The 18,409-nt window shown below is 65.5% G+C and carries 17 protein-coding genes and 1 riboswitch; of the genes, 7 read left to right on the forward strand and 10 right to left on the reverse strand.

The features are described 5' to 3' along the window. Positions 1 to 21: 21 nt before the first annotated feature. The 3 genes from HY57_RS00110 to HY57_RS00120 form a co-directional block, all read right to left on the reverse strand. Positions 22 to 204, reverse strand: coding sequence for a hypothetical protein (locus HY57_RS00110; protein WP_019465050.1), 183 nt, complete (start codon positions 202 to 204; stop codon positions 22 to 24). Positions 205 to 497: 293 nt separating this feature from the next. Beyond that, positions 498 to 2,375 carry a phosphomethylpyrimidine synthase ThiC gene (gene thiC, locus HY57_RS00115; protein WP_019465051.1) on the reverse strand — a complete coding sequence of 626 codons (1,878 nt, stop codon included), beginning with the start codon at positions 2,373 to 2,375 and terminating at the stop codon, positions 498 to 500. A 142-nt stretch (positions 2,376 to 2,517) separates the two neighbouring features. Beyond that, a riboswitch (TPP riboswitch) is annotated at positions 2,518 to 2,612 on the reverse strand. A gap of 69 nt (positions 2,613 to 2,681) precedes the next feature. After that, complete coding sequence (locus tag HY57_RS00120) at positions 2,682 to 3,332, reverse strand: TetR/AcrR family transcriptional regulator (protein WP_019465052.1); 651 nt, start codon at positions 3,330 to 3,332, stop codon at positions 2,682 to 2,684. A 98-nt stretch (positions 3,333 to 3,430) separates the two neighbouring features. Here HY57_RS00120 and HY57_RS00125 point away from each other — a divergent pair, with 98 nt between their 5' ends. From HY57_RS00125 to HY57_RS00135, 3 genes are all read left to right on the forward strand, one after another. Continuing rightward, on the forward strand, positions 3,431 to 3,766 hold the full coding sequence (locus HY57_RS00125) for a hypothetical protein (protein ID WP_019465053.1): 336 nt from the start codon (positions 3,431 to 3,433) through the stop codon (positions 3,764 to 3,766). A 182-nt stretch (positions 3,767 to 3,948) separates the two neighbouring features. After that, complete coding sequence (locus HY57_RS00130; RefSeq protein WP_026033884.1) at positions 3,949 to 4,608, forward strand: protein-L-isoaspartate O-methyltransferase family protein; 660 nt, start codon at positions 3,949 to 3,951, stop codon at positions 4,606 to 4,608. Positions 4,609 to 4,634: 26 nt separating this feature from the next. Beyond that, complete coding sequence (locus tag HY57_RS00135; RefSeq protein ID WP_019465055.1) at positions 4,635 to 5,966, forward strand: TolC family outer membrane protein; 1,332 nt, start codon at positions 4,635 to 4,637, stop codon at positions 5,964 to 5,966. Positions 5,967 to 6,051: 85 nt separating this feature from the next. Here the strand turns inward: HY57_RS00135 and waaA are convergent, their stop codons facing one another. Then, positions 6,052 to 7,329, reverse strand: a complete 1,278-nt coding sequence (gene waaA, locus HY57_RS00140) for a lipid IV(A) 3-deoxy-D-manno-octulosonic acid transferase (protein ID WP_019465056.1) — start codon at positions 7,327 to 7,329, stop codon at positions 6,052 to 6,054. Between the two features lie 116 nt (positions 7,330 to 7,445). On the opposite strand from waaA, the gene lpxL reads away from it, so the two are divergent. Beyond that, on the forward strand, positions 7,446 to 8,363 hold the full coding sequence (lpxL, locus tag HY57_RS00145; protein WP_235186594.1) for an LpxL/LpxP family Kdo(2)-lipid IV(A) lauroyl/palmitoleoyl acyltransferase: 918 nt from the start codon (positions 7,446 to 7,448) through the stop codon (positions 8,361 to 8,363). A gap of 93 nt (positions 8,364 to 8,456) precedes the next feature. Then, the gene (locus tag HY57_RS20655) at positions 8,457 to 9,371 is read left to right on the forward strand and encodes a VirK/YbjX family protein (RefSeq protein WP_019465058.1); all 915 of its coding nucleotides are present in this window, start codon (positions 8,457 to 8,459) and stop codon (positions 9,369 to 9,371) included. 48 nt (positions 9,372 to 9,419) lie between these two features. Here the strand turns inward: HY57_RS20655 and HY57_RS00155 are convergent, their stop codons facing one another. Beyond that, positions 9,420 to 11,708, reverse strand: coding sequence for a S53 family peptidase (locus tag HY57_RS00155; RefSeq protein ID WP_019465059.1), 2,289 nt, complete (start codon positions 11,706 to 11,708; stop codon positions 9,420 to 9,422). Between the two features lie 314 nt (positions 11,709 to 12,022). On the opposite strand from HY57_RS00155, the gene HY57_RS21375 reads away from it, so the two are divergent. After that, a complete protein-coding gene (locus HY57_RS21375; RefSeq protein ID WP_144240727.1) occupies positions 12,023 to 12,232 on the forward strand; it encodes a hypothetical protein in 210 nt (69 codons plus the stop codon). A gap of 34 nt (positions 12,233 to 12,266) precedes the next feature. On the opposite strand, the gene HY57_RS00160 is transcribed toward HY57_RS21375, so the two are convergent. From HY57_RS00160 to HY57_RS00175, 4 genes are all read right to left on the reverse strand, one after another. After that, positions 12,267 to 13,046 carry a glycosyltransferase family 2 protein gene (locus HY57_RS00160; protein WP_019465060.1) on the reverse strand — a complete coding sequence of 260 codons (780 nt, stop codon included), beginning with the start codon at positions 13,044 to 13,046 and terminating at the stop codon, positions 12,267 to 12,269. After that, the gene (locus tag HY57_RS00165) at positions 13,043 to 14,314 is read right to left on the reverse strand and encodes an O-antigen ligase family protein (protein ID WP_019465061.1); all 1,272 of its coding nucleotides are present in this window, start codon (positions 14,312 to 14,314) and stop codon (positions 13,043 to 13,045) included. Before HY57_RS00165 ends, HY57_RS00160 begins: the two co-directional genes overlap by 4 nt. A gap of 60 nt (positions 14,315 to 14,374) precedes the next feature. Next, complete coding sequence (locus HY57_RS00170) at positions 14,375 to 15,502, reverse strand: glycosyltransferase (protein ID WP_026033887.1); 1,128 nt, start codon at positions 15,500 to 15,502, stop codon at positions 14,375 to 14,377. A gap of 97 nt (positions 15,503 to 15,599) precedes the next feature. Then, positions 15,600 to 15,806 carry a zinc-finger domain-containing protein gene (locus tag HY57_RS00175; protein ID WP_019465063.1) on the reverse strand — a complete coding sequence of 69 codons (207 nt, stop codon included), beginning with the start codon at positions 15,804 to 15,806 and terminating at the stop codon, positions 15,600 to 15,602. Positions 15,807 to 16,053: 247 nt separating this feature from the next. Here HY57_RS00175 and HY57_RS00180 point away from each other — a divergent pair, with 247 nt between their 5' ends. Continuing rightward, a complete protein-coding gene (locus tag HY57_RS00180; RefSeq protein ID WP_019465064.1) occupies positions 16,054 to 17,280 on the forward strand; it encodes a Yip1 family protein in 1,227 nt (408 codons plus the stop codon). Positions 17,281 to 17,785: 505 nt separating this feature from the next. Here HY57_RS00180 and HY57_RS00185 read toward each other — a convergent pair. Next, entirely contained in the window at positions 17,786 to 18,385 is a 600-nt protein-coding gene (locus tag HY57_RS00185; RefSeq protein ID WP_019464446.1) for a YceI family protein, read from the reverse strand. Positions 18,386 to 18,409: the final 24 nt, after the last annotated feature.

Raw genomic sequence — 18,409 nt, forward strand, 5'->3', positions numbered from 1 at the left:
GGCGCGTTTTTTATGCCTGCGTCAGCTGCTTGAGGCTTCCATCCCGGCCGATGTCGTCGCCTGGCCAGTGGCGAGGCCGCCGTCGTCGGCTTGGCGCACCCACCACCACATCACCGCGCTGGCGACCAGCACGCCCAGCGCGACAGCAATCAGCAAGACCCTGAGGACCACATGTCCCCGGCGGGCGTTGTCCGGTGCCGGCATGACGCGTCTCCTGGTGGCGATGTGCCCCTTTCAACGCGCGTGGTGGGGTTTTGGCTGACGGGCCGCCATGCGGGCGTTTTCCACCTATCAACGGGCTCGCAAGATCTTTGTGCCTTCGGCACCGAAGTGAGCGCGTCGTGAAACAACGAGCCACTGTGGGAGCGCACCCTGTGCGCGACGGCTGAGCCGCAACCCTCCGCTCAGGCGCTTGTCGCGCACAGGGTGCGCTCCCACAGGCGGCTAGAACGGCTGTGATGATCCGGCGGACGCTGCCGCCGGATCATCGCGGCACATCAGGCCTTGTGATAGACCTCGGAGCCCTGCTGGCGGAACTCCGCCGCCTTCTCCGCCATGCCCTCTTCCAGCGCGATCTCTTCACCCGTGCCGTGCTCGGCGGCGTAATCGCGCACGTCCTGCGTGATCTTCATCGAGCAGAACTTCGGGCCGCACATGGAGCAGAAGTGCGCGCTCTTGTGCGCGTCCTTCGGCATGGTTTCGTCGTGGAATTCGCGCGCCTTTTCCGGATCGAGGCCGAGGTTGAACTGATCCTCCCAGCGGAACTCGAAGCGTGCCTTCGACAGCGCGTTGTCACGCACCTGCGCGCCCGGGTGGCCCTTGGCCAGATCGGCAGCGTGCGCGGCGATCTTGTACGCGATGATGCCGTCACGCACGTCCTGCTTGTTCGGCAGGCCAAGGTGTTCCTTCGGCGTCACGTAGCAGAGCATGGCGGTGCCGAACCAGCCGATCATCGCCGCGCCGATGGCGGACGTGATGTGGTCGTAACCCGGCGCGATGTCGGTGGTCAGTGGCCCCAGCGTGTAGAACGGCGCTTCGTGGCACTTCTCCAGCTGGCGCTCCATGTTCTCCTTGATGAGCTGCATGGGCACGTGGCCGGGGCCTTCGATCATCACCTGCACGTCGTGCTTCCACGCGATCTGGGTGAGTTCGCCCAACGTGTCCAGCTCGCCGAACTGCGCGGCGTCGTTCGCGTCGGCGATACAACCCGGACGCAGGCCATCGCCGAGGCTGAAGGACACGTCGTACGCCTTCATGATCTCGCAGATGTCTTCGAAGTGCGTGTAGAGGAAGTTTTCCTTGTGATGCGCCAGGCACCACTTCGCCATGATCGAGCCACCGCGCGACACGATGCCGGTGACACGCTTGGCGGTGAGCGGCACGAAGCGCAGCAGCACGCCGGCGTGGATGGTGAAGTAATCGACGCCCTGCTCCGCTTGCTCGATCAGCGTGTCGCGGAAGATTTCCCAGGTGAGGTCCTCGGCCACGCCGCCGACCTTCTCCAGCGCCTGGTAGATCGGCACCGTGCCGATCGGCACCGGCGAGTTGCGGATGATCCACTCACGCGTCTCGTGGATGTGCTTGCCGGTGGACAGATCCATCACCGTGTCGCCACCCCAGCGGATCGACCACACCAGCTTCTCCACTTCTTCGGCGATGCCGGAAGACACGGCGGAGTTGCCGATGTTCGCGTTGATCTTGGTGAGGAAGTTGCGGCCGATGATCATCGGCTCCGCTTCCGGATGGTTGATGTTGGCCGGGATGATGGCGCGGCCACGGGCCACTTCGTCACGCACGAATTCCGGCGTGATCAGCTTCGGCAGCGCGGCACCGAAGGATTCGCCCGGATGCTGGTTGCGCAGCGCGCTTTCACGAAGCGCCTCGATACGCTGGTTTTCGCGGATGGCGATGTATTCCATCTCGGGCGTGATGATGCCCTGGCGCGCGTAGTGCATCTGCGTGACGTTGGCACCCGCCTTGGCGCGGTGCGGCGCCCGCGTGGCGGTGAAGCGGAAGGCGTCGAGCTTGGGGTCGGTGGCGCGCTGGCGGCCGAAGGACGAGCTCAAGTCCGCCAACTGCTCGGTGTCGCCGCGCTCGGCGATCCAGGCGGCTCGCAGGGCCGGCAGGCCGGTGACCAGGTCCACCTTGTAGTCGGGGTCGGTGTACGGGCCGGAGGTGTCGTACACGGTGACCGGCGGGTTCTCTTCGCCGCCGAACAGGGTCGGCGTCTGCGCCTGGCAGATTTCGCGCAACGGCACCTTCAGGTCGGGGCGGCTGCCCTGCACGTAGATCTTGCGCGAGCCCGGGATCGGGCGCGTCACGGCTTCGGAGAGTTCCTGCGCGGCGCGCGCGAGGTCATTGGGCAGGGCATTCATCGGCTTTGGGTCCGTCGGCTTGAAGCGATATCCCCGAAGGGACGGGCTTTTGTTGGGAGTCCCCACAGCGTGATGCGCGGGGGCGTTGCGAACGAATTCGCAGACCAGCAACAGAAGCGACGGCGCCGGACGCACGGGTTCGACTCCGTGCGGCGAAGCTCCCTACAGCGGTACTAGCCGCATCAGGTTCGAAGGGACTCTCTCAGCCGGCTGTTGCCGGCACCCCCGCTTCAAGGGGCCTATTTGAGCACGAAGCGGGGTCGGTCGCGAGTGCGACGGCCCTCCCGGGGGACCGGGAGGGGGCTGTCAGCGGGGCAGATAGGCCCGCAGGAACATGTCCACGCCGTCACGGGCGGTCTGTTCCAGCTCGACGGCGTAGGACTGGGCGCACTCCTCGCAGCCGAACATGCGGCGCATGAGCATCTCGCCCTTGATCAGGGAAATCAGCTGGCCAGCGGCGCGCCCCACATTGGGGATATCCAGCTTGCCGTCGTCAACGGCGTGTTGCAGGAGGCGTTTCATCAGCAGGTGACCGCGCTCCGGGCCCTCTTCCCACAGCAACTTGCCATAGCGGGGGTTGCCTTGGCGGCAGTCGCTGAGGATGGCGCGGAAGGTGCCCACGTTCTGCACGTCGCAGTCCAGCCGCACGTGATGCAGGGCAATGCGCTGCAGGGTCTCGCCGATATCCTCGTCGGGAACGTACTGGTACGTATCCTCGGGCAGGATGTCCTGGATGCGGGCGCGGATGACCTCGCGGAACAGGTTGTCCTTGTCGCCGAAATGGCTGTAGACGGTGAGCTTGGACACACCGGCTTCCGCCGCGACCGCGTCCATGCTGGTGCCGGCGAAGGCGTTGCGGATGAACAGGGCCTTGGCGGCCTCTAGGATCGCCGCGCGCTTCTCCATGTCCTTGGGACGGCCGGGCCCCTGAGGCTTGGTCTGCGGGATCGTGCTCATGGCTATACCTTCAGAAATGGCTTCACAAATGGATAACGCCGGTTTAGTATACGCGACGGTTTAGTTATTTTCCACGGCCACGATACACGGCTTCCCTCATGTCCACCACTACCGCCGAACTTTCCCTCAGCCCCGCCTTCCGCCTTGCACAGCGCACGCTTGCTTGCTGGCTCGAGCGCGGGCACGTCGGCGCGCGCCAGGCTGCCTTCGCCGTCCGGGCCGTGCTGTCGGGGCTGGACGCCGCCGAACGCGGCCGGATCGCCCGCTGGCTGGCCTGGCTGGAAGTGGCGGCACATAGTCGCGGCCTTGCCTCGCCGGAGGCCCGCATCCGGCGCCTTGACGCATCCTTGCATCAAGCCATGCAAGATGCCTTCAGGCGCCTGCCCGGTCAGACGGTTGTCGCACGTACGGGGAACCATAGACGTCGTGCCTGAGCGTTGATCGTATGAAGTGTCCGCGGACACCGCGCCACGCATGACTTCCGTCAACCCAGCGCGATGACTTCCGGCACTTCGTGCCGTTTGCACCAGGCCGCAGGCTTTGCACATTGTCGGAAGATGGCTAAGCGCTTATGATTTTTAGCCTTTTTTCCGATCCGAATTGGGACGTAAGCAACATGGCGATGAACTTCGAACAGGCGCGAGTCAACATGGTGGAGAACCAGGTGCGCCCCTGGGAGGTGCTGGATGCCCGCGTACTCGACGTGCTGGGCACCGTGCGCCGTGAGGACTTCGTTGCCCCGGAGCACCGCAAGCTGGCCTTCGCCGACCTGTGCCTGCCGCTGGGACATGGCGAGGTGATGATGAAGCCGGTGGTGGAAGGCCGCGTGCTGCAGGCGCTGGAGCTGACCCCGAATGACCAGGTGCTGGAGATCGGCACGGGCTCGGGTTTCCTCACCGCCTGCATGGCCAAGCTCGCCGGCCATGTCACCAGCCTGGACATCCATGCCGACTTCGTGACAGCGGCCAGCCAGCGCCTGGCGCATGCGGGCATCGCCAACGTGAAGCTCGAAGTGGGCGAAGCCGTGAGCGGCTGGCAGCCCACCGGCCTGTTCGACGCACTGGTCGTCACCGGCGCGGTGTATCAGGTTCCGCAGCGTTTCCTGTCGTGGCTGAAGCCGGGCGGACGCCTGCTGGTGGTGCGTGGGGAGTCGCCGGTGCAGCACGTGCTGCTGCTGACCCACGAGGGCAACGGCCGCTACCGCGAAGAGTCGCTGTTTGAAACCGACCTGCCGTACCTGAAGCACGCCGAGCCCCCGCGCCGCTTCGTTTTCTGACCCTTTCCCCATACATGAGGCAACCCATGCGCTTGAAGCTTCTGACCCTCGCCCTGGCCCTGTCGGCACTGCCGCTGGCCGGCCACAGCGAGGACTTGCTGGATGCATACCGAGAAGCCCGCGCCAATGATCCGGTGCTGTCGCAGGCGGAAGCCACCCGCCTGGCCACCGGTGAAGGCGTGAATCAGGCGCGTGCGCTGATGCTGCCGCAGCTCAACGGCAGCTACGGTCTGACGCAGCAGCCGCTCGGCAGCCAGGCGAGCAACCAGGCGGTCGAAGGCTCCAGCCATACGCGTACCCGTTCGGCGTCGGTCCGGCTCGACCAGTCGATCATCGACCTGAGCCAGTGGGCCAACCTGTCGGCCGCCAAGTCGACGGCCCACTCGCAGGATTCGGCGTACGAAGCCTCGCTGCAGGCCCTGTACGTGCGCGTCACCACCGCCTATTTCGGCGTGCTGACCAGCCAGGATGCGCTGGTGTTCGCCAAGGCCAACGAGGACGCTTACAAGGAGGCCTATGACCAGGCCGACCAGCGCTTCAAGGTGGGCCTGTCCGCAGTGACCGACGTCTACCAGGCCAAGTCGTACTACGAACTGGCCAAGGCCCAGACCATCGCGGCGCAGAACACGCTCAACGACGCCAAGGAAGCGCTCACGCAGATCACCGGCAAGCCAGTCAATGATCTGAAAAAGCTGCGCGAAGACCTGCCGCTGGCGCCGCCGACCCCGGCCGATCCGAACGCCTGGGTGCAGGCCGCCTTGCAGTCGAATCCTACGGTTCAGTCCAACCAGTACGCTGTGCAGGCCGCTGAACACGACATCGACGCGGCCCGCGCCGGCCACCTGCCGACGCTCAACGCCACCGCCACCCGCGGCAAGGACACCACCTGGCTTGAGAATGGCAGCCGGTCCAGCAGCTACGGCAACGCCCAGTACGGCACCACCGTCGGCCTGACGTTGAGCATCCCGATCTTCTCGGGCGGCGCCACCCAGTCCCGCGTCCGCCAGTCGATCTACCAGCGTGACGAGGCGCAGGATTCGCTGGAATCCACCCGCCGCCAGGTGGTGCGCAACACCCTGAACTTCTACCGCTCGGTGCTCGCCGGCATCAGCCAGGTCGAAGCCAACAAGGCCTCGGTGGAATCTGGCCAGAAAGCGCTGGAAGCCACGCGCGCCGGTTTCGACGTGGGTACGCAGACCATGCTGAACGTGCTCAACGCGATTCAGACGCTGACCCAGGCCGAGAGCAGCTACTCGCAGTCGCGCCACCAGCTCGTGCTGGACCAGCTGGAGCTGAAGCAGTCGGCCGGCTCCATCGACGTCAAGGACATGGAACTGGTCAACGCCATGCTGCAGTAAGCAGGCGCCGGTTACTGCTGCAAACGACAAGGCCGGGCAAGTCCCGGCCTTGTTGCGTCTGGCCTGCCGACAGGCGTCTGGACGGCTATTCCTGCAACAGGGCGTCGATCATGCCCATGACGCGCTTGACGGCGCCGCGCTCGCTGTCGAACACGATGCGGGCGGCATCACCCATGCGCTCGCGCTGGGGCGGGTCGCGCAACAGCTGGAGCACGGCCGCGCCGAGCTCGTCCGGCGTGTTCACGCGCGACGCACCACCCTCGCGGATCAGCGTCAGGGTGATTTCCTCGAAATTGAACGTATGCGGCCCGACCAGCACGGGCGTCGAAAGCGCCGCCGGCTCCAGCACGTTGTGCCCGCCGATCGGCACCAGGCTGCCGCCGACGAAGGCGAGATCCGAGGCGGCGTAGAAGGGCATCAACTCGCCCATGGCGTCGATCACGAACACCTGATGAAGCGCCGACGGCACCCGGTCGGCGCTGCGCGTGCCCACCGTGAAACCCAGGCTTCGTGCCGAGTTTTCCACCAGCTTGAAGCGCTCCGGATGACGCGGCGCGATCAGCAGCAACGCGTCGGGCCAGCGCGTAAGCACCTCGAGGTGGGCTTCCAACACCGGCAACTCTTCGCCCTCGTGCGTGCTGCCGGCGATCCAGACGGGACGCAGGCGCCCCCATTGCTGGCGCAGTTCCTCGCCGTTGCGCTCCGCGTCGTAGGGCACGGGCATGTCGAACTTGAGGTTGCCGGTCACCACGATCTTGTCGGGGTCGGCGCCGAGCTCGCGGTAGCGCGCTGCATCGGTGCGCGACTGCGCGGCGATCTGGTGCACGCACCGCAGCGCCTGCGCCACCAGGCCGCCCATCGGCTTGTAGCCGCGCAGCGAGCGCTCGGACAGGCGGGCGTTGACGATCATCAGGGGAATACTGCGATTACGGCAGGCGAAATACAGGTTCGGCCAGATTTCCGTTTCGACGATGACCGCCAGCCGCGGCCGCACCCGCTTGAAAAAGCGGGATACCGCGAACGGAAGATCGTAGGGAAGGTAGACATGGAACACGCTGTCGCCGAACAGCTGCCGCACGCGCTCCGAACCGGTCGGCGTCACCGTGGTCACCACCAGCGGCGCGTTCGGGTAATCGGCCTGCAAGGCCTTGATCAGCGGCTCGGCCGCATTGACCTCGCCCACCGACACCGCATGCACCCACAGGCTGCCGCTCAGGCCCGGCGCCTGGAAGAAGCCAAAACGTTCGCGCCAGCGCTTGTGGTAGTCGCGATAGCGCACGCCACGCGCCAACAGCCGCAGCACGATCAGCGGCGTCACCAGGTACATGGCCAGGGTGTAGAGATAACGCAACGGCGGGCCCATCGGAGGCGGTGGGCCAGTATATCGGCTTGGGCCCCGCGCCCTGTCATGGCCCCTGAGCCGGGCGCTGCGGCTCGCCTCGCCCTGCCGTGTTCCCTACAATGCGTGCGATGCCCGGCATGCCCCGCCCCACGTTCACCCGCTCCCTGCTCACCCCGACGCGCTGGCCCGCCTGGCTCGGTGCGGGCGTGATCTGGCTCGTCGCCCGCCTGCCACGCCAGTGGCTGATGGGCCTGGGACGCGGGCTCGGCTGGCTCGTGCAGCGCGTGCCCTCGCCGCGCCGCCACATCGCCGAGGTGAACATCGCCCTGTGCTTCCCCGCGTTGTCGAAGGACGAACAGGCGCGGCTGGTCGATGCGCACCTGCGCGATATCGGACTGATGATGGCGGAGTTCGCCCTGGGCTGGATGGGCAGCGAGCGCGCCATTGCCAACGTGCCAGTGACCATCGAGGGCCTGGAGCATCTCGAAGCCGCGCGCGCACAAGGCAAGGGCGTGCTGCTGGTCGGCGGACACTTCTCGCACCTGGAACTGTGCGCGCGGCTGGTCTCCCAGCGCATCCGCATCTCGGGCATGTACCGCCGCATGGATTCGGCCGTGTTCGAGTGGGCCGTGCTGCGCGCCCGCCTCGACTATGCGGAAGCGATGTTCGAGAAGGACGACATCCGCGGCACCGTGAAGCATCTGCGCAACGGCGGCACGCTCTGGTACGCGCCGGACCAGGACATGCGCAGCAAGGACAATGTGTTCGTGCCGTTCTTCGGCATCCCCGCGGCCACCATCACCGCCACCCATCACCTGGCCCGCTTGTCGGGCGCCCTGGTGATCCCTTTCTACCATCGCCGCCTACCGGGAAATGCCGGCTATGCATTGAAGCTGGGCGCGCCGCTGGAGCAGTTCCCGAGCAAGGACACGCTGGATGACACCGCACGCGTCAACGCCTGCATTGAAGACATGGTGCGCGCCGCACCCGAGCAATACCTGTGGGTGCACAAGCGCTTCAAGACGCGCCCGGAAGGCGCAGCACCCGTTTACTGAAGCCGCCTACACACCGCGCACGACCCGGACGACAGAACAATAACAGTCTGTCCGGATAAAACCTCCCCTGTCATTTCCCCAGTATCCGCCCCCATGACTCTCCGGCTTTTTCTGCGCTCGCTGCGCCAACGCAGCGATTGGCGCGGCTCGACCTCCAAGCGCCTCGCCGCCCGCCTGAAATACATCGCCCGAAGCATCCGCATGCCGCGCCGCCAGTCCGCGTGGCTGGCTGAGCTGTACGGCTCGCCGCGGCTGACTTCCATCCTGGCGCATGACCCGCGCCTGCACGAGCGCTGGCACCATCACTACATCAACCGCCGCCTGGGGCGCGCCGAACGCATGGCCGTCATCAGCCAGCATTACCAGTTCGCGTTTTCGCAACTGCCGCCGGCGATGATCGAGGCCATCTACCTGCACGGTCGCCACACGCTCGGCGCGCTGGCGCTGAAGGATGGCAGCGAGCTGCTGCTGGAACTGCGCCGCCCCACCGGCCGCAGCCGCGAAGGTGAGCTGGCGTTGTGCCTGGCCAACTCGCAGGGCCAGTTGCTCTCGTCGGCGATCTTCAGCATTGCGGACAACGGCAAGACCCTGCTGGTCGGCTGCCTGCAGGGCGCAGCCGCCGAGTTGGGACGCGAGGCCGTGCGCGAGCTCACCAAGCAGTCCTACGGCCTGCGCCCGAAGAACCTGCTGTTCTCGCTGCTGCTCGCCCTCGGCTCGTTCGCGGGCGCCACGCGGATTCGCGGGGTGAGCAACCTCACCCACCCGTTCGCGGGCCAGGCCGACAAGATCAAGGCCGACTACGACAACTTCTGGGAGGAATGCCAGGGCGTGTTGCAGCCGGATGGCTTCTTCGCCCTGCCGACCAGCGAACCGGAACGCGACGAGTCCCAGGTGGAGAGCAAGCACCGCTCGGCCTTCCGCCGTCGCGAAATGCTTCGCCGCGAAGCCTGTGCGCGCCTGCTGGCCGCGCTGCGCGACCAGCCACTGCCGCTGTCCGAAGCAGCCTGAGGGTGATGGACATCCCCGGCGCAGGCGCCGGGGATGTCGCACTTGCACTTACTGCACGTTGACAAAGGCCTTCCAGGCCGTCAGCAGGTTGTTCGCATCCACCGAGCCAAGCCCGGAAGCGAAGCTCCAACCCGGCCGCGCCGCATAGGCTTCCGTACTCGCGTTGTACTTGCTCGCGTTGGTGGTGGTCAGGCCAACCTGGATCGGGCCCAGCCACGAGTTCGGCAACGCGCCGTAGAAGTAGCAGTCAGGCGTCACCACATTGGGCAGTTGCTGCACACACTGCGTGGCAATGCTGCCGCGCGTGACATTGTGGAATACGCACTTGCCCGTACCCTTCGCGCCGTTATCTGCGTTGCAGGCAGCCAAGGTGGCAGGCGGATTGCCCTTCGAGCCGCCGTACTCATCCATGGCCAGCGCGTACAGCGTCGGTGCGGCATTGCCCTGGCTCGCCGGCAGTCCCTTCGCCGCGAGGCCCTGATCGATCAGCGCCTGGATACCCGCGAACATCGGCGAAGACAGCGAGGTGCCGCCGATGAGCGCCGTGGGCCCGGTGAATCCCGGTGTGCACGGATAGTAGTAGGAGCACACGATCACCCAGGTCGAACCGCCATACGAACCGCCGAACAGAGCCACGTCAGGCACGTCACGCGACTGATCCTTCGCCGCGTTGTGCACCAGGCGCTGCCATGCCGGCTTGGCATCCACGGAGGACGGGCCACCGCTGCCTGCTTCGGAGGTGATGTAGTAGCCGTTCGGATCGAAGTTGAGATACGCCTTGCAGAAGGCCAGCGACGTTGCATATCCAAGCGACTTCGCTGCCACTTCGTTGCCGCACGACTGGTTCCACGGGATCTCCGGCACGTACGACAGCGCCGAACCGTATACCGCATTGAACGTCGAACTGAAGTACTTCTTCGTGGTGCCGTCGAGAATGTCCGCCGTGTCCGTACCACCCACCACGGTGTCGTTCGGTGACGTGCCGAACGCGTTGGCATCGACGCCTACGCCGTTGATGATGAATCCATTGAAACTCGGGTTGGAGCCCGAATCGCCACTGGAAACGAACACCGAAATGCCTTCCGCGTCCGCCTGGGCCCACATCAGGTCGATGGCGGTCTTGCTCGCGGCATCCGAGAAGCCTTCGCCATAACCGTAGCTCGCGCTGATGATGTTGGGCCGATTCGTACCGTTGATCAGGTTGGTCGCGGCGGTGAACACCCCGCCAAAGAAGTTGTTGGCGTTCGAATCGGAACAACTGGCGAGCCAGATGTTGGCGCCCGGCGCCATCGCGGTGGACCATTCGGCGTCAAGCAAGGCCTCGAAGTCGTCTTCGCCCGGGGCGGCGATGGTCGGATCGATGCAGTTGGTGAAGCCCGTGGCCTGCGGCTGGAGCTGCGTGAAGGTACCGCCATAGCTGGTGAGCCCGAACTGGCTGACGAAGTTGCTCCAGTCGCCGGGCACCATCGAGTTGTCCTCGACCAGGGCGATGGTGATGCCTGCACCGGTCAAGCCATTGGCATACAGCTTGTCGGTCCCGTACATCTTGGCCATGTCATACGGCACCAGTCCACGCGCACCGTTGGTGAAGTTGACCGCCTGCGGCGTCGGAGCCATCGCGGCCACCTTGGGCTGCGGAACCTCGAAGCGTTGCGTGCCGGCGTTGAAACGACCATAGGTCGGCTTGGTGTGCTGCGCCTGCGGACGGACGTCGTTGAGGCCGGCCACGCCCACCACCACGCTCTGCAACGCACGGGGAACGCTGATATCACTGGCGTTGGCCACGTGCGACGCACTGTTGATGGTGTAGTGGTTCATCTGCGTGTGGAACGCCTGCCTGACCTGGCCCGCGTTGCCGCTGAAGTCGATCTGCATCTTGTTCGCGTACACGCCATTGACGGTGAAACCCTGCGATTTCAGCCAGGCGCTGACCGCGGCGATGTCCGCATCGGTGACGCCGAAGGCCTCGCCGAATTGTTCCGGTGTCAGCCACTGCCGGAACTTCGACGACGACGGATCATGTTGCGCGGCGATCAGCGCGTCGAGCGCCGCCTGCCGCTTGGCGCTGCGCTGCAGGATCAGGTTCATGTGGTTCATCGGCGACGCGTCGTCCACGGCCTTGGTGGCGGTGGCCTTGTCGACGATGGCCAGGTGGGTGCGCTGCAGGGTCGACGTCACGCGACTGTCGACGGTCTGCGTCACCCTGGACGCTTCGGCCGTGTCGATGCCCGCCGTGGCCACGCTCTTCCCGGTGCCGGGCTGCGCCCATGCCGCCATTGGCATGCCTGCCAGGGCAAGGCTCATTGCCGCCAGCAGATTCAGGTGCTCGTGTTTCATGCAATGTCTCCCTAAGGTGATCCATTGAGAACAAGCAAGCTCCCCCTGTTTAGGCAACACCACCGCTGTCTGCTTCGTGACCTCCTTTTCGGCTCGCGCCGTGCCACAGCCGAACACGCCCGCCGCGCCACCTTGCCAGCGACGCGCCTCTTTGCAGTAAAAGCAAATCACCCTACGCCATGCGAGAGACGGCTACCGATGCCTTCCCGCCTTGACACCGACACCAAGGCCCGGGAGTGTAGAACGCCGCTGCATCATCGAAACCAAATAGACGTCCAAAACTGACGACTCGGCCTGAACGAGCCATCGAACCGATGAAAATCATCATGTTGTGGCGTACTGGCGCGTTGTATCAGCAAGACGGCAACCATGACCTGTCCTGCGCAATTTCATTCGCCCAAACAGCGGAATGGACGATCGCTTCACGACCCGATGGCTTTGCCGCACCGGCGGGCCCCGGTGAAAGTAATTTCGCCCATGCAAAAGCTTGCGTCTCGGCGTGCGACGACCTAAATACGCACTGAATCGCATGGCACCGCCCGCGGCGGCGCGAGACGACTAGCGCTGCTTCTCGCGCACCTTTCGCGCCGCTTGTTCGCGCGCCTCATGCAGCTTCGCGTACTTGAGGAACGCATAGAACGCCCCGGTGACGCTGGCGATGAAACCGGCCCAGCCATTGAGGAAATAGCGCTTGCCGACGTACTGGCGCAGGAAGAACAACGGCGGATAGAACACCATGCGCAGACCGGTGAAGCGTTGCCGCTTGCGCAGCTTGTACACGACCATGCCTGTCGTATAGCGGTTGATCTTCTCCACCCGGGTGGCGATGTCGCCGTCGCCGTCATTGACGAAATCGGCGCGCCACAGCGTCTTCACCGGCCCCTTCACCTCGACCGCCGCGTGCACTTCCACGTCGTTCATGCCACCACGCCGCCGGTCGAACAGGCGCAGGTGCCCGTTGCGCCAGCTCAGGCGGTGCTGCACCGTCCAGAACATGCGCTCGCGACGCGGCAGGCGATAGCCGGCGTAGCGAGGTTGCGTCAGCGCACGCTCGATTTCTTCCCGCGTGCCCGGGGATAGCACTTCGTCCGCGTCAAGATTGAGGATCCAGTCGTGGCTGGCCATATCGTAGGCGCGCTGCTTCTGCGGCCCATAGTCGTCGAAGGGATGCGTTGCCACGCGCGCCCCATGCCGCTGCGCGATGGCAACGGTGTCGTCGGTGGAGCCCGAGTCGAGCACGACGATTTCCTCGGCCCAGTCCACCCGGCTGAGGCAGGCGTCGAGCGTGTCGGCGTTGTTGTAGGTGATGATCACCACCGACAGCGGTTCGCGCGTCACTCGGCGTCTCCCTGCTGCGACGGAACCACGTAGAGCGCCGCGCACCACAGACCCAGCAGCCACGCAAACAGCAGACCCCACCAGGCCGAATAGAAGGCCAGGTGCGTATTGAGCGGAAACAGCATCACGCCCAACGCCAGGGTGACGGGAAACGCCCGCGCGCGCGCAGCGCTGCCCACCCGGCGCCATGCCACAAGCGCGCATGCGATCGCTGCCAGCCAGCACAGCATGCCCAGCACGCCGGTTTCGGTCAGCACCTCCAATACCCACTGATGCGCATGGCAGGCGCCCTCTCCCGGCCCACACGCCTCGAGGGATACCACGAAGTGATCATCCGGCGGCGCATAGTGCGGATAGGCGTAGCGATAGGCGCGCACGCCAACACCGTTGACCGGGTGGGCCTCGAACATCGCCACGCTGGTGCGCCAGATATCCAGCCGTCCGCTCAGCGCCGCATCCACGGACTGTCCCGAACCACCCAGCGCCTGCAGGGTGCGATCCATGCGCAGCTGGAACCGCTCGGAGGTCTTCCAGGCGACGCCCCCTGCCAGGAGCACCGCCACCACCAGGCCACCCGCCACGGCGATGAAACGCATCGGCGAACGCGCGATGCGCCAGGCGAAACCCAGGGCGACCAGGGCATAGCACAGCCAGGAGGCTCGCGACCCCGACATCAGCACCGGCCCCAGCAGGAACACGAACGCCACCAGCACGCCCCGCGTTCCCCAGCGCCGCTGGGCAGCCCACAGCACAAAGGGCGAGAGCACGGACAGACTCGGGCCGAGCTTCAGGTTGCCGGCGCCGAAGATGCCCGAGATGCGCTCGGGTTCCGCGTGGCCGCCGAGGCTCCATCCGGTCAGGATCTGCACCCAGGCATCGACCGACCAGAGCGCCAGCACCACGGCCACTGCCCGATACAAGGCATCGAGCTTGTCTTCACGGCGAATGGCGAAGCAGGCATAGAGGCCCAGGGGCGCATAGCGCAGCAGCGCTGCCACCGTGCTCCAGCTCTTGCCCGGGGCCAGCGAATCCACCGCCGAGATCAGGGCGGCGCCCACGTAAGCGGCCAGCAGCCACAGGAGCAGCCGTGCACCTTGGTGCTCGCGCAGCGCGGACGGGTGACGCACGAACAGCAGCACGGTGCCGATCAGGCACAGGAACGTGCCCAGCTCGGAGCTGCGCCCGAACGGCAACAGGGCGATCACCAGCCAGAACGGCAGCAGCGGCGAACGCAGGGCAGCCTTCAGGGATGCAGCAAGGGGACTCATGCGTCGGCCAGTGAGAACGATCCACGCATTGTAGGCGAGCGCCCCGGCCGGGGCGCTGCATCAGACGGCGGTGAGCTCGTCGTACAGGGCCAGCGTGGCCTGCTGCATGTCGCTCAGGCGGTAGCTCTGCAGCATCGGAATGGGCGGCGCCACGCGCAGCAGCTCCGCCGCGCGCTCGACCAGACGCTCGCGGTCTGCCGGCGGCACGCGGCCGGCAGGGTACAGCTCGGCCAGCAACTCACCTACGCCACCGTGCGCGTAGCCCAGCACCGGGCGGCACAACGACAGGGCTTCGATTACCGTGCGCCCGAAGGATTCCGGTTTGTTGGAAAGCTGCAGCACCAGCGAGGAGATGGCGTAGATGTCGCGCACGTCGGCGCGTGCCGGCGTCATCACCACCTGAGCCTCCAGGCCGCGGGTGCGCACAAGGTCGCGCAGCTCCTGGACGTAGGCCTCGCGCCCCGGCTCGATCACGCCCAGCAGGAGCAGGCGCACGTCGATGCCGCGACGCTTGAGTTCGGCCACCAGCTCGATGGCGTCGTGGTGGCCCTTCAGGCGGGTACCGCGACCCGGCAGGGTCAGCAGCGGGGCACCGGCCAGTGCCGGGAATTCAGCGAAGAAGGCCTTGCGCCAGTTGTCGTCCGGCCGGTGGCCATACGGAAAGGCGTCGGGGTCGATGCCACGGGGGATCACCCGCACGCGGCCGGGCTCCAGCCACGAGTAGTGGCTCAGCATGAAGTCGCGCAGGGTCTGCGAAACGGCGATGACCCGCTCGCCGCGCAGCAGGATGGCGCTGTAGCGGCCGGGCGAGTTGAGCCCGTGCACCGTGGTCACGAAGTGCGGCGCCGGCTTGATGCCCTTGATGGCCCACCAACCCAGCCAGGCCGGCAGGCGCGAACGGGCATGCACGATGTCGGGCTTGAGCTCGCGCAGCAGCTTGCGCAGCTGGCCCACCTTCATGAGGGTGGACAACGACTTGCGGCCGACGTCCAGGGTGATGTGACGGCTACCTTCGGCTTCCAGCTGGGACACCATGCGACCGCCAGCGGAGATCACGATCGACTGGTGCCCCGCCTGAACCAGCGCACGCGCAATTTCCAGCGCAGACCGCTCCGCCCCGCCCGATTGAAGGGCGGGGATCAGCTGCACGATGGTCAGGGACCTCGCTGGCGTGGCGACTGCTGACATGATTTGTTCGAAAGGTGCCTTCATTCCTAGAGGCAAGCAGCAATCGTGCCGAAACCGGCGACGAGGTTTGTTTCAGTCGTAACGTTTTGCGTTTGAATCAGTCGCGGAGCACGTAATGCGCGCCACAATAAGGACATGTGGATTCGCCACCGTCCTCGACCACCGGCAAATAGACCTTCGGATGCGAGTTCCACAGCGCCATGCCGGGCATCGGACAGGACAGCGGAAGGTCCGAGCGCGTCACTTCATAACGATTTTCGGCATTTGCCGGGATCAACGGGGCAGCCGCAGGGGAAGGCGACATGGGGTCAAACTCCATCAGGACACCAGACCCACCATGTTAGCAGGCCGGGGCGGGTTGACGCCCGCCCGGATGGCCCGCTTCACAGGCCGGATGGACCGTCATAGGGCATAGTGCAAGCGACCAATGTCGGGGGGCCTCCCCGGCGGCCGAGAATGCCCCTGCCCGATCGGCAAGGGGGAATCGAAGGGCTCGCGATCCGACGGTCCGTGGATGGCGGGCGCATGCCCATCCTCTTGCAGGGACCGTCATGGACTTCGCCAAGATCTTTGCCCGCATCAAGGCCATCCTCGGCTCGCCGCGTACCGAATGGCCGGCCATTGCCGCGGAACCGGCCACGGTCAGCGGGCTTTTCCGCAACTACATCTGCATCGTCGCCGCGCTGCCGGTGATCGCGCAGTTCATCAAGGGCAGCCTGATCGGCTACGGCGGCTTTGGCGTGCACATGCACACGCCCGTCGGCATGGGCCTGCTCGGCATGGTCCTGCACTACCTGCTGACACTGGCGGTGACCTACGTGGTCGCCCTGATCATCGACGCACTCGCACCCAGCTTCGGCGGCACCAAGGACCCGGTGCAGGCGCTGAAGACCGTCGCCTACGCGTGGACGGCCGGATGGGTGGCCGGCATCGCCGTGATCGTGCCGTGGCTCGGCTGGCTCGCCGTCATCGCGGGCGTCGTCTATGGCATCTACCTGCTCTACCTTGGCCTGCCGCACACCATGCGCTGTCCGGCAGACAAGGCGGGCGGCTATACGGCCGTCGCGGTAATCATCGCCATCGTACTCAGCTCGATTAAGGCGCTCATCGTGGGCGGCATCATCGGCACCGCGGCGCTCACCGGCGCATCCACCGCGGCCACCGTCGATCCAGACAGCGCACTGGGCAAGCTGGCCGCCATGAGCACCGGCACGTCGCGCGCGGCGAGGGACCTGGAGAACGCCCAGAAAACCGGCGATGTCGCCGCGCAACAGGCGGCGATGGGAAAGCTGATAAGTGGCGACGGCAAGACGGTGGCCGTGTCGCTTTCGCCGGAAACACTGCGCGGTTTCCTACCCGACGAACTGGATGGCATGAAGCGCAGCGATTTCCACGCCGAGCGCTCGGGTGCCATGGGCATGCAGATCTCCTCGGCGGACGCGACCTACAGCGACGGCCGTATCCGCACCATGCAACTGGAAGTCGCCGACACCGGCAACATGCGCGGCATGATGGCCATGGCAAGCGCGATGACGCCGACCGCGGAAGAACAAACCGATCATGGCTACCGGAAAACCTACACCGACCACGACCGGCTGGTGCAGGAAGCCTGGAACACACAGACCAAGAGCGGCGAGTTCAGCGTCGTCGTCGCCAACCGTTTCACCGTCAAGGCCAGTGGCAACGCCGAGGACATCGACGAACTCAGGCAGGCGGTGAACGCCCTGGACCTGGACAAGCTCGCATCGCTCAAGAGCGAAGGCATGAGCGACCACTGAAGTCAGTGGTGACTTTTGTCTCCGGGCTTGCACGTTCCTCTGTACATTCCGGATTCCCCTCACCGTCCTGGATTCCCCTCACCGTCTTGGATTCCCCTCACCGCCTTGGATTCCCCTCACCGCCTTGGATTCCCCTCACCGTCATCCCTGCGAAAGCAGGGATCCAGTGCCTTTAAAGGGTCTGGACGAGATCGAAAGACGCTGGATCCCTGCTTTCGCAGGGATGACGGTGAGGCAAGGATGTCGGTGAGGCAAGGATGTCGGTGAGGCAGGGATGACGGTGAGGCAGGGATGACGGTGAGGCAAGGATGACGGTGGGGCAAGGATGACGGTGAGGCAAGGATGACGGTGGGGCAAGGATGACGGTGGGGCAAGGATGACGGTGAGGCATGAATGACGGTGCAGGGAGTCCGAGATGCACAAGGGCGCGCGTAAGCACGAAAACGAAACACGCCAAAAAAAAGCCCGCGCCATGGCGCGGGCTTTTCGTTCCCGATAGCGGGACTTACTTGGTGGCGGCGGTGTCGGCCTTCGGCACCGAAGCCTCGGTGGTGATGCGCACCTTGATCTCGTCGCTGATGTTCGGCACATAGGCGCCCACGCCGAAATCAGAACGCTTCAGGGTGGCGACGGCGTCGAAGCCCACCGTCTGCACCTTCATCATCGGATGCTCGCCGCTCTTGTTGAGCGTGGCGTCCAGCGTTACCGGCTTGGTCACGCCGTGCACGGTCAGGTCACCCGTGACCTTGTACTTGTTGCCGCCTTCGGCCTGCACCTTGGTGCTCTTGAAGGTCATGGTCGGGTACTTGTCGGCGTCGAGGAAGTCCGCCTTCTTCAGATGCTCGTCGAGCTTGGACACGTGCGTGTCCAGGTCGGCCAGCGGCAGGGTCACGTCGACCGACGACTTGGACGGGTCCTTGTCGTCGAACACGATGGTGCCGTCGCCGATGCCGATGTTGGCGGTCGGGTTGGAATAGCCGAAGTGGTTCCAGCTGAACAGGACCAGAGTGTGGGTCGGGTCCATCTTGTAGGTCACCGGGGCGGCCTGGGCGGACACGGCGGCGCTGACGAGGCCGGCGAGGACGAGATAACGAAGTGCACGCATGGGTTGAATCTCCACTGAGTAGGG

Origin of the sequence: Dyella japonica A8 (assembly GCF_000725385.1) — a bacterium.
Lineage (GTDB): Bacteria > Pseudomonadota > Gammaproteobacteria > Xanthomonadales > Rhodanobacteraceae > Dyella > Dyella japonica_C.

Coding starts and splice junctions, on each gene's coding strand:
- HY57_RS00110 (WP_019465050.1), bottom strand. CDS start 204: ATGCCGGCACCGGACAACGCCCGCCGGGGACATGTGGTCCTCAGGGTC.
- thiC (WP_019465051.1), bottom strand. CDS start 2,375: ATGAATGCCCTGCCCAATGACCTCGCGCGCGCCGCGCAGGAACTCTCC.
- HY57_RS00120 (WP_019465052.1), bottom strand. CDS start 3,332: ATGAGCACGATCCCGCAGACCAAGCCTCAGGGGCCCGGCCGTCCCAAG.
- HY57_RS00125 (WP_019465053.1), top strand. CDS start 3,431: ATGTCCACCACTACCGCCGAACTTTCCCTCAGCCCCGCCTTCCGCCTT.
- HY57_RS00130 (WP_026033884.1), top strand. CDS start 3,949: ATGGCGATGAACTTCGAACAGGCGCGAGTCAACATGGTGGAGAACCAG.
- HY57_RS00135 (WP_019465055.1), top strand. CDS start 4,635: ATGCGCTTGAAGCTTCTGACCCTCGCCCTGGCCCTGTCGGCACTGCCG.
- waaA (WP_019465056.1), bottom strand. CDS start 7,329: ATGGGCCCGCCGTTGCGTTATCTCTACACCCTGGCCATGTACCTGGTG.
- lpxL (WP_235186594.1), top strand. CDS start 7,446: ATGCCCCGCCCCACGTTCACCCGCTCCCTGCTCACCCCGACGCGCTGG.
- HY57_RS20655 (WP_019465058.1), top strand. CDS start 8,457: ATGACTCTCCGGCTTTTTCTGCGCTCGCTGCGCCAACGCAGCGATTGG.
- HY57_RS00155 (WP_019465059.1), bottom strand. CDS start 11,708: ATGAAACACGAGCACCTGAATCTGCTGGCGGCAATGAGCCTTGCCCTG.
- HY57_RS21375 (WP_144240727.1), top strand. CDS start 12,023: ATGAAAATCATCATGTTGTGGCGTACTGGCGCGTTGTATCAGCAAGAC.
- HY57_RS00165 (WP_019465061.1), bottom strand. CDS start 14,314: ATGAGTCCCCTTGCTGCATCCCTGAAGGCTGCCCTGCGTTCGCCGCTG.
- HY57_RS00170 (WP_026033887.1), bottom strand. CDS start 15,502: ATGTCAGCAGTCGCCACGCCAGCGAGGTCCCTGACCATCGTGCAGCTG.
- HY57_RS00175 (WP_019465063.1), bottom strand. CDS start 15,806: ATGTCGCCTTCCCCTGCGGCTGCCCCGTTGATCCCGGCAAATGCCGAA.
- HY57_RS00180 (WP_019465064.1), top strand. CDS start 16,054: ATGGACTTCGCCAAGATCTTTGCCCGCATCAAGGCCATCCTCGGCTCG.
- HY57_RS00185 (WP_019464446.1), bottom strand. CDS start 18,385: ATGCGTGCACTTCGTTATCTCGTCCTCGCCGGCCTCGTCAGCGCCGCC.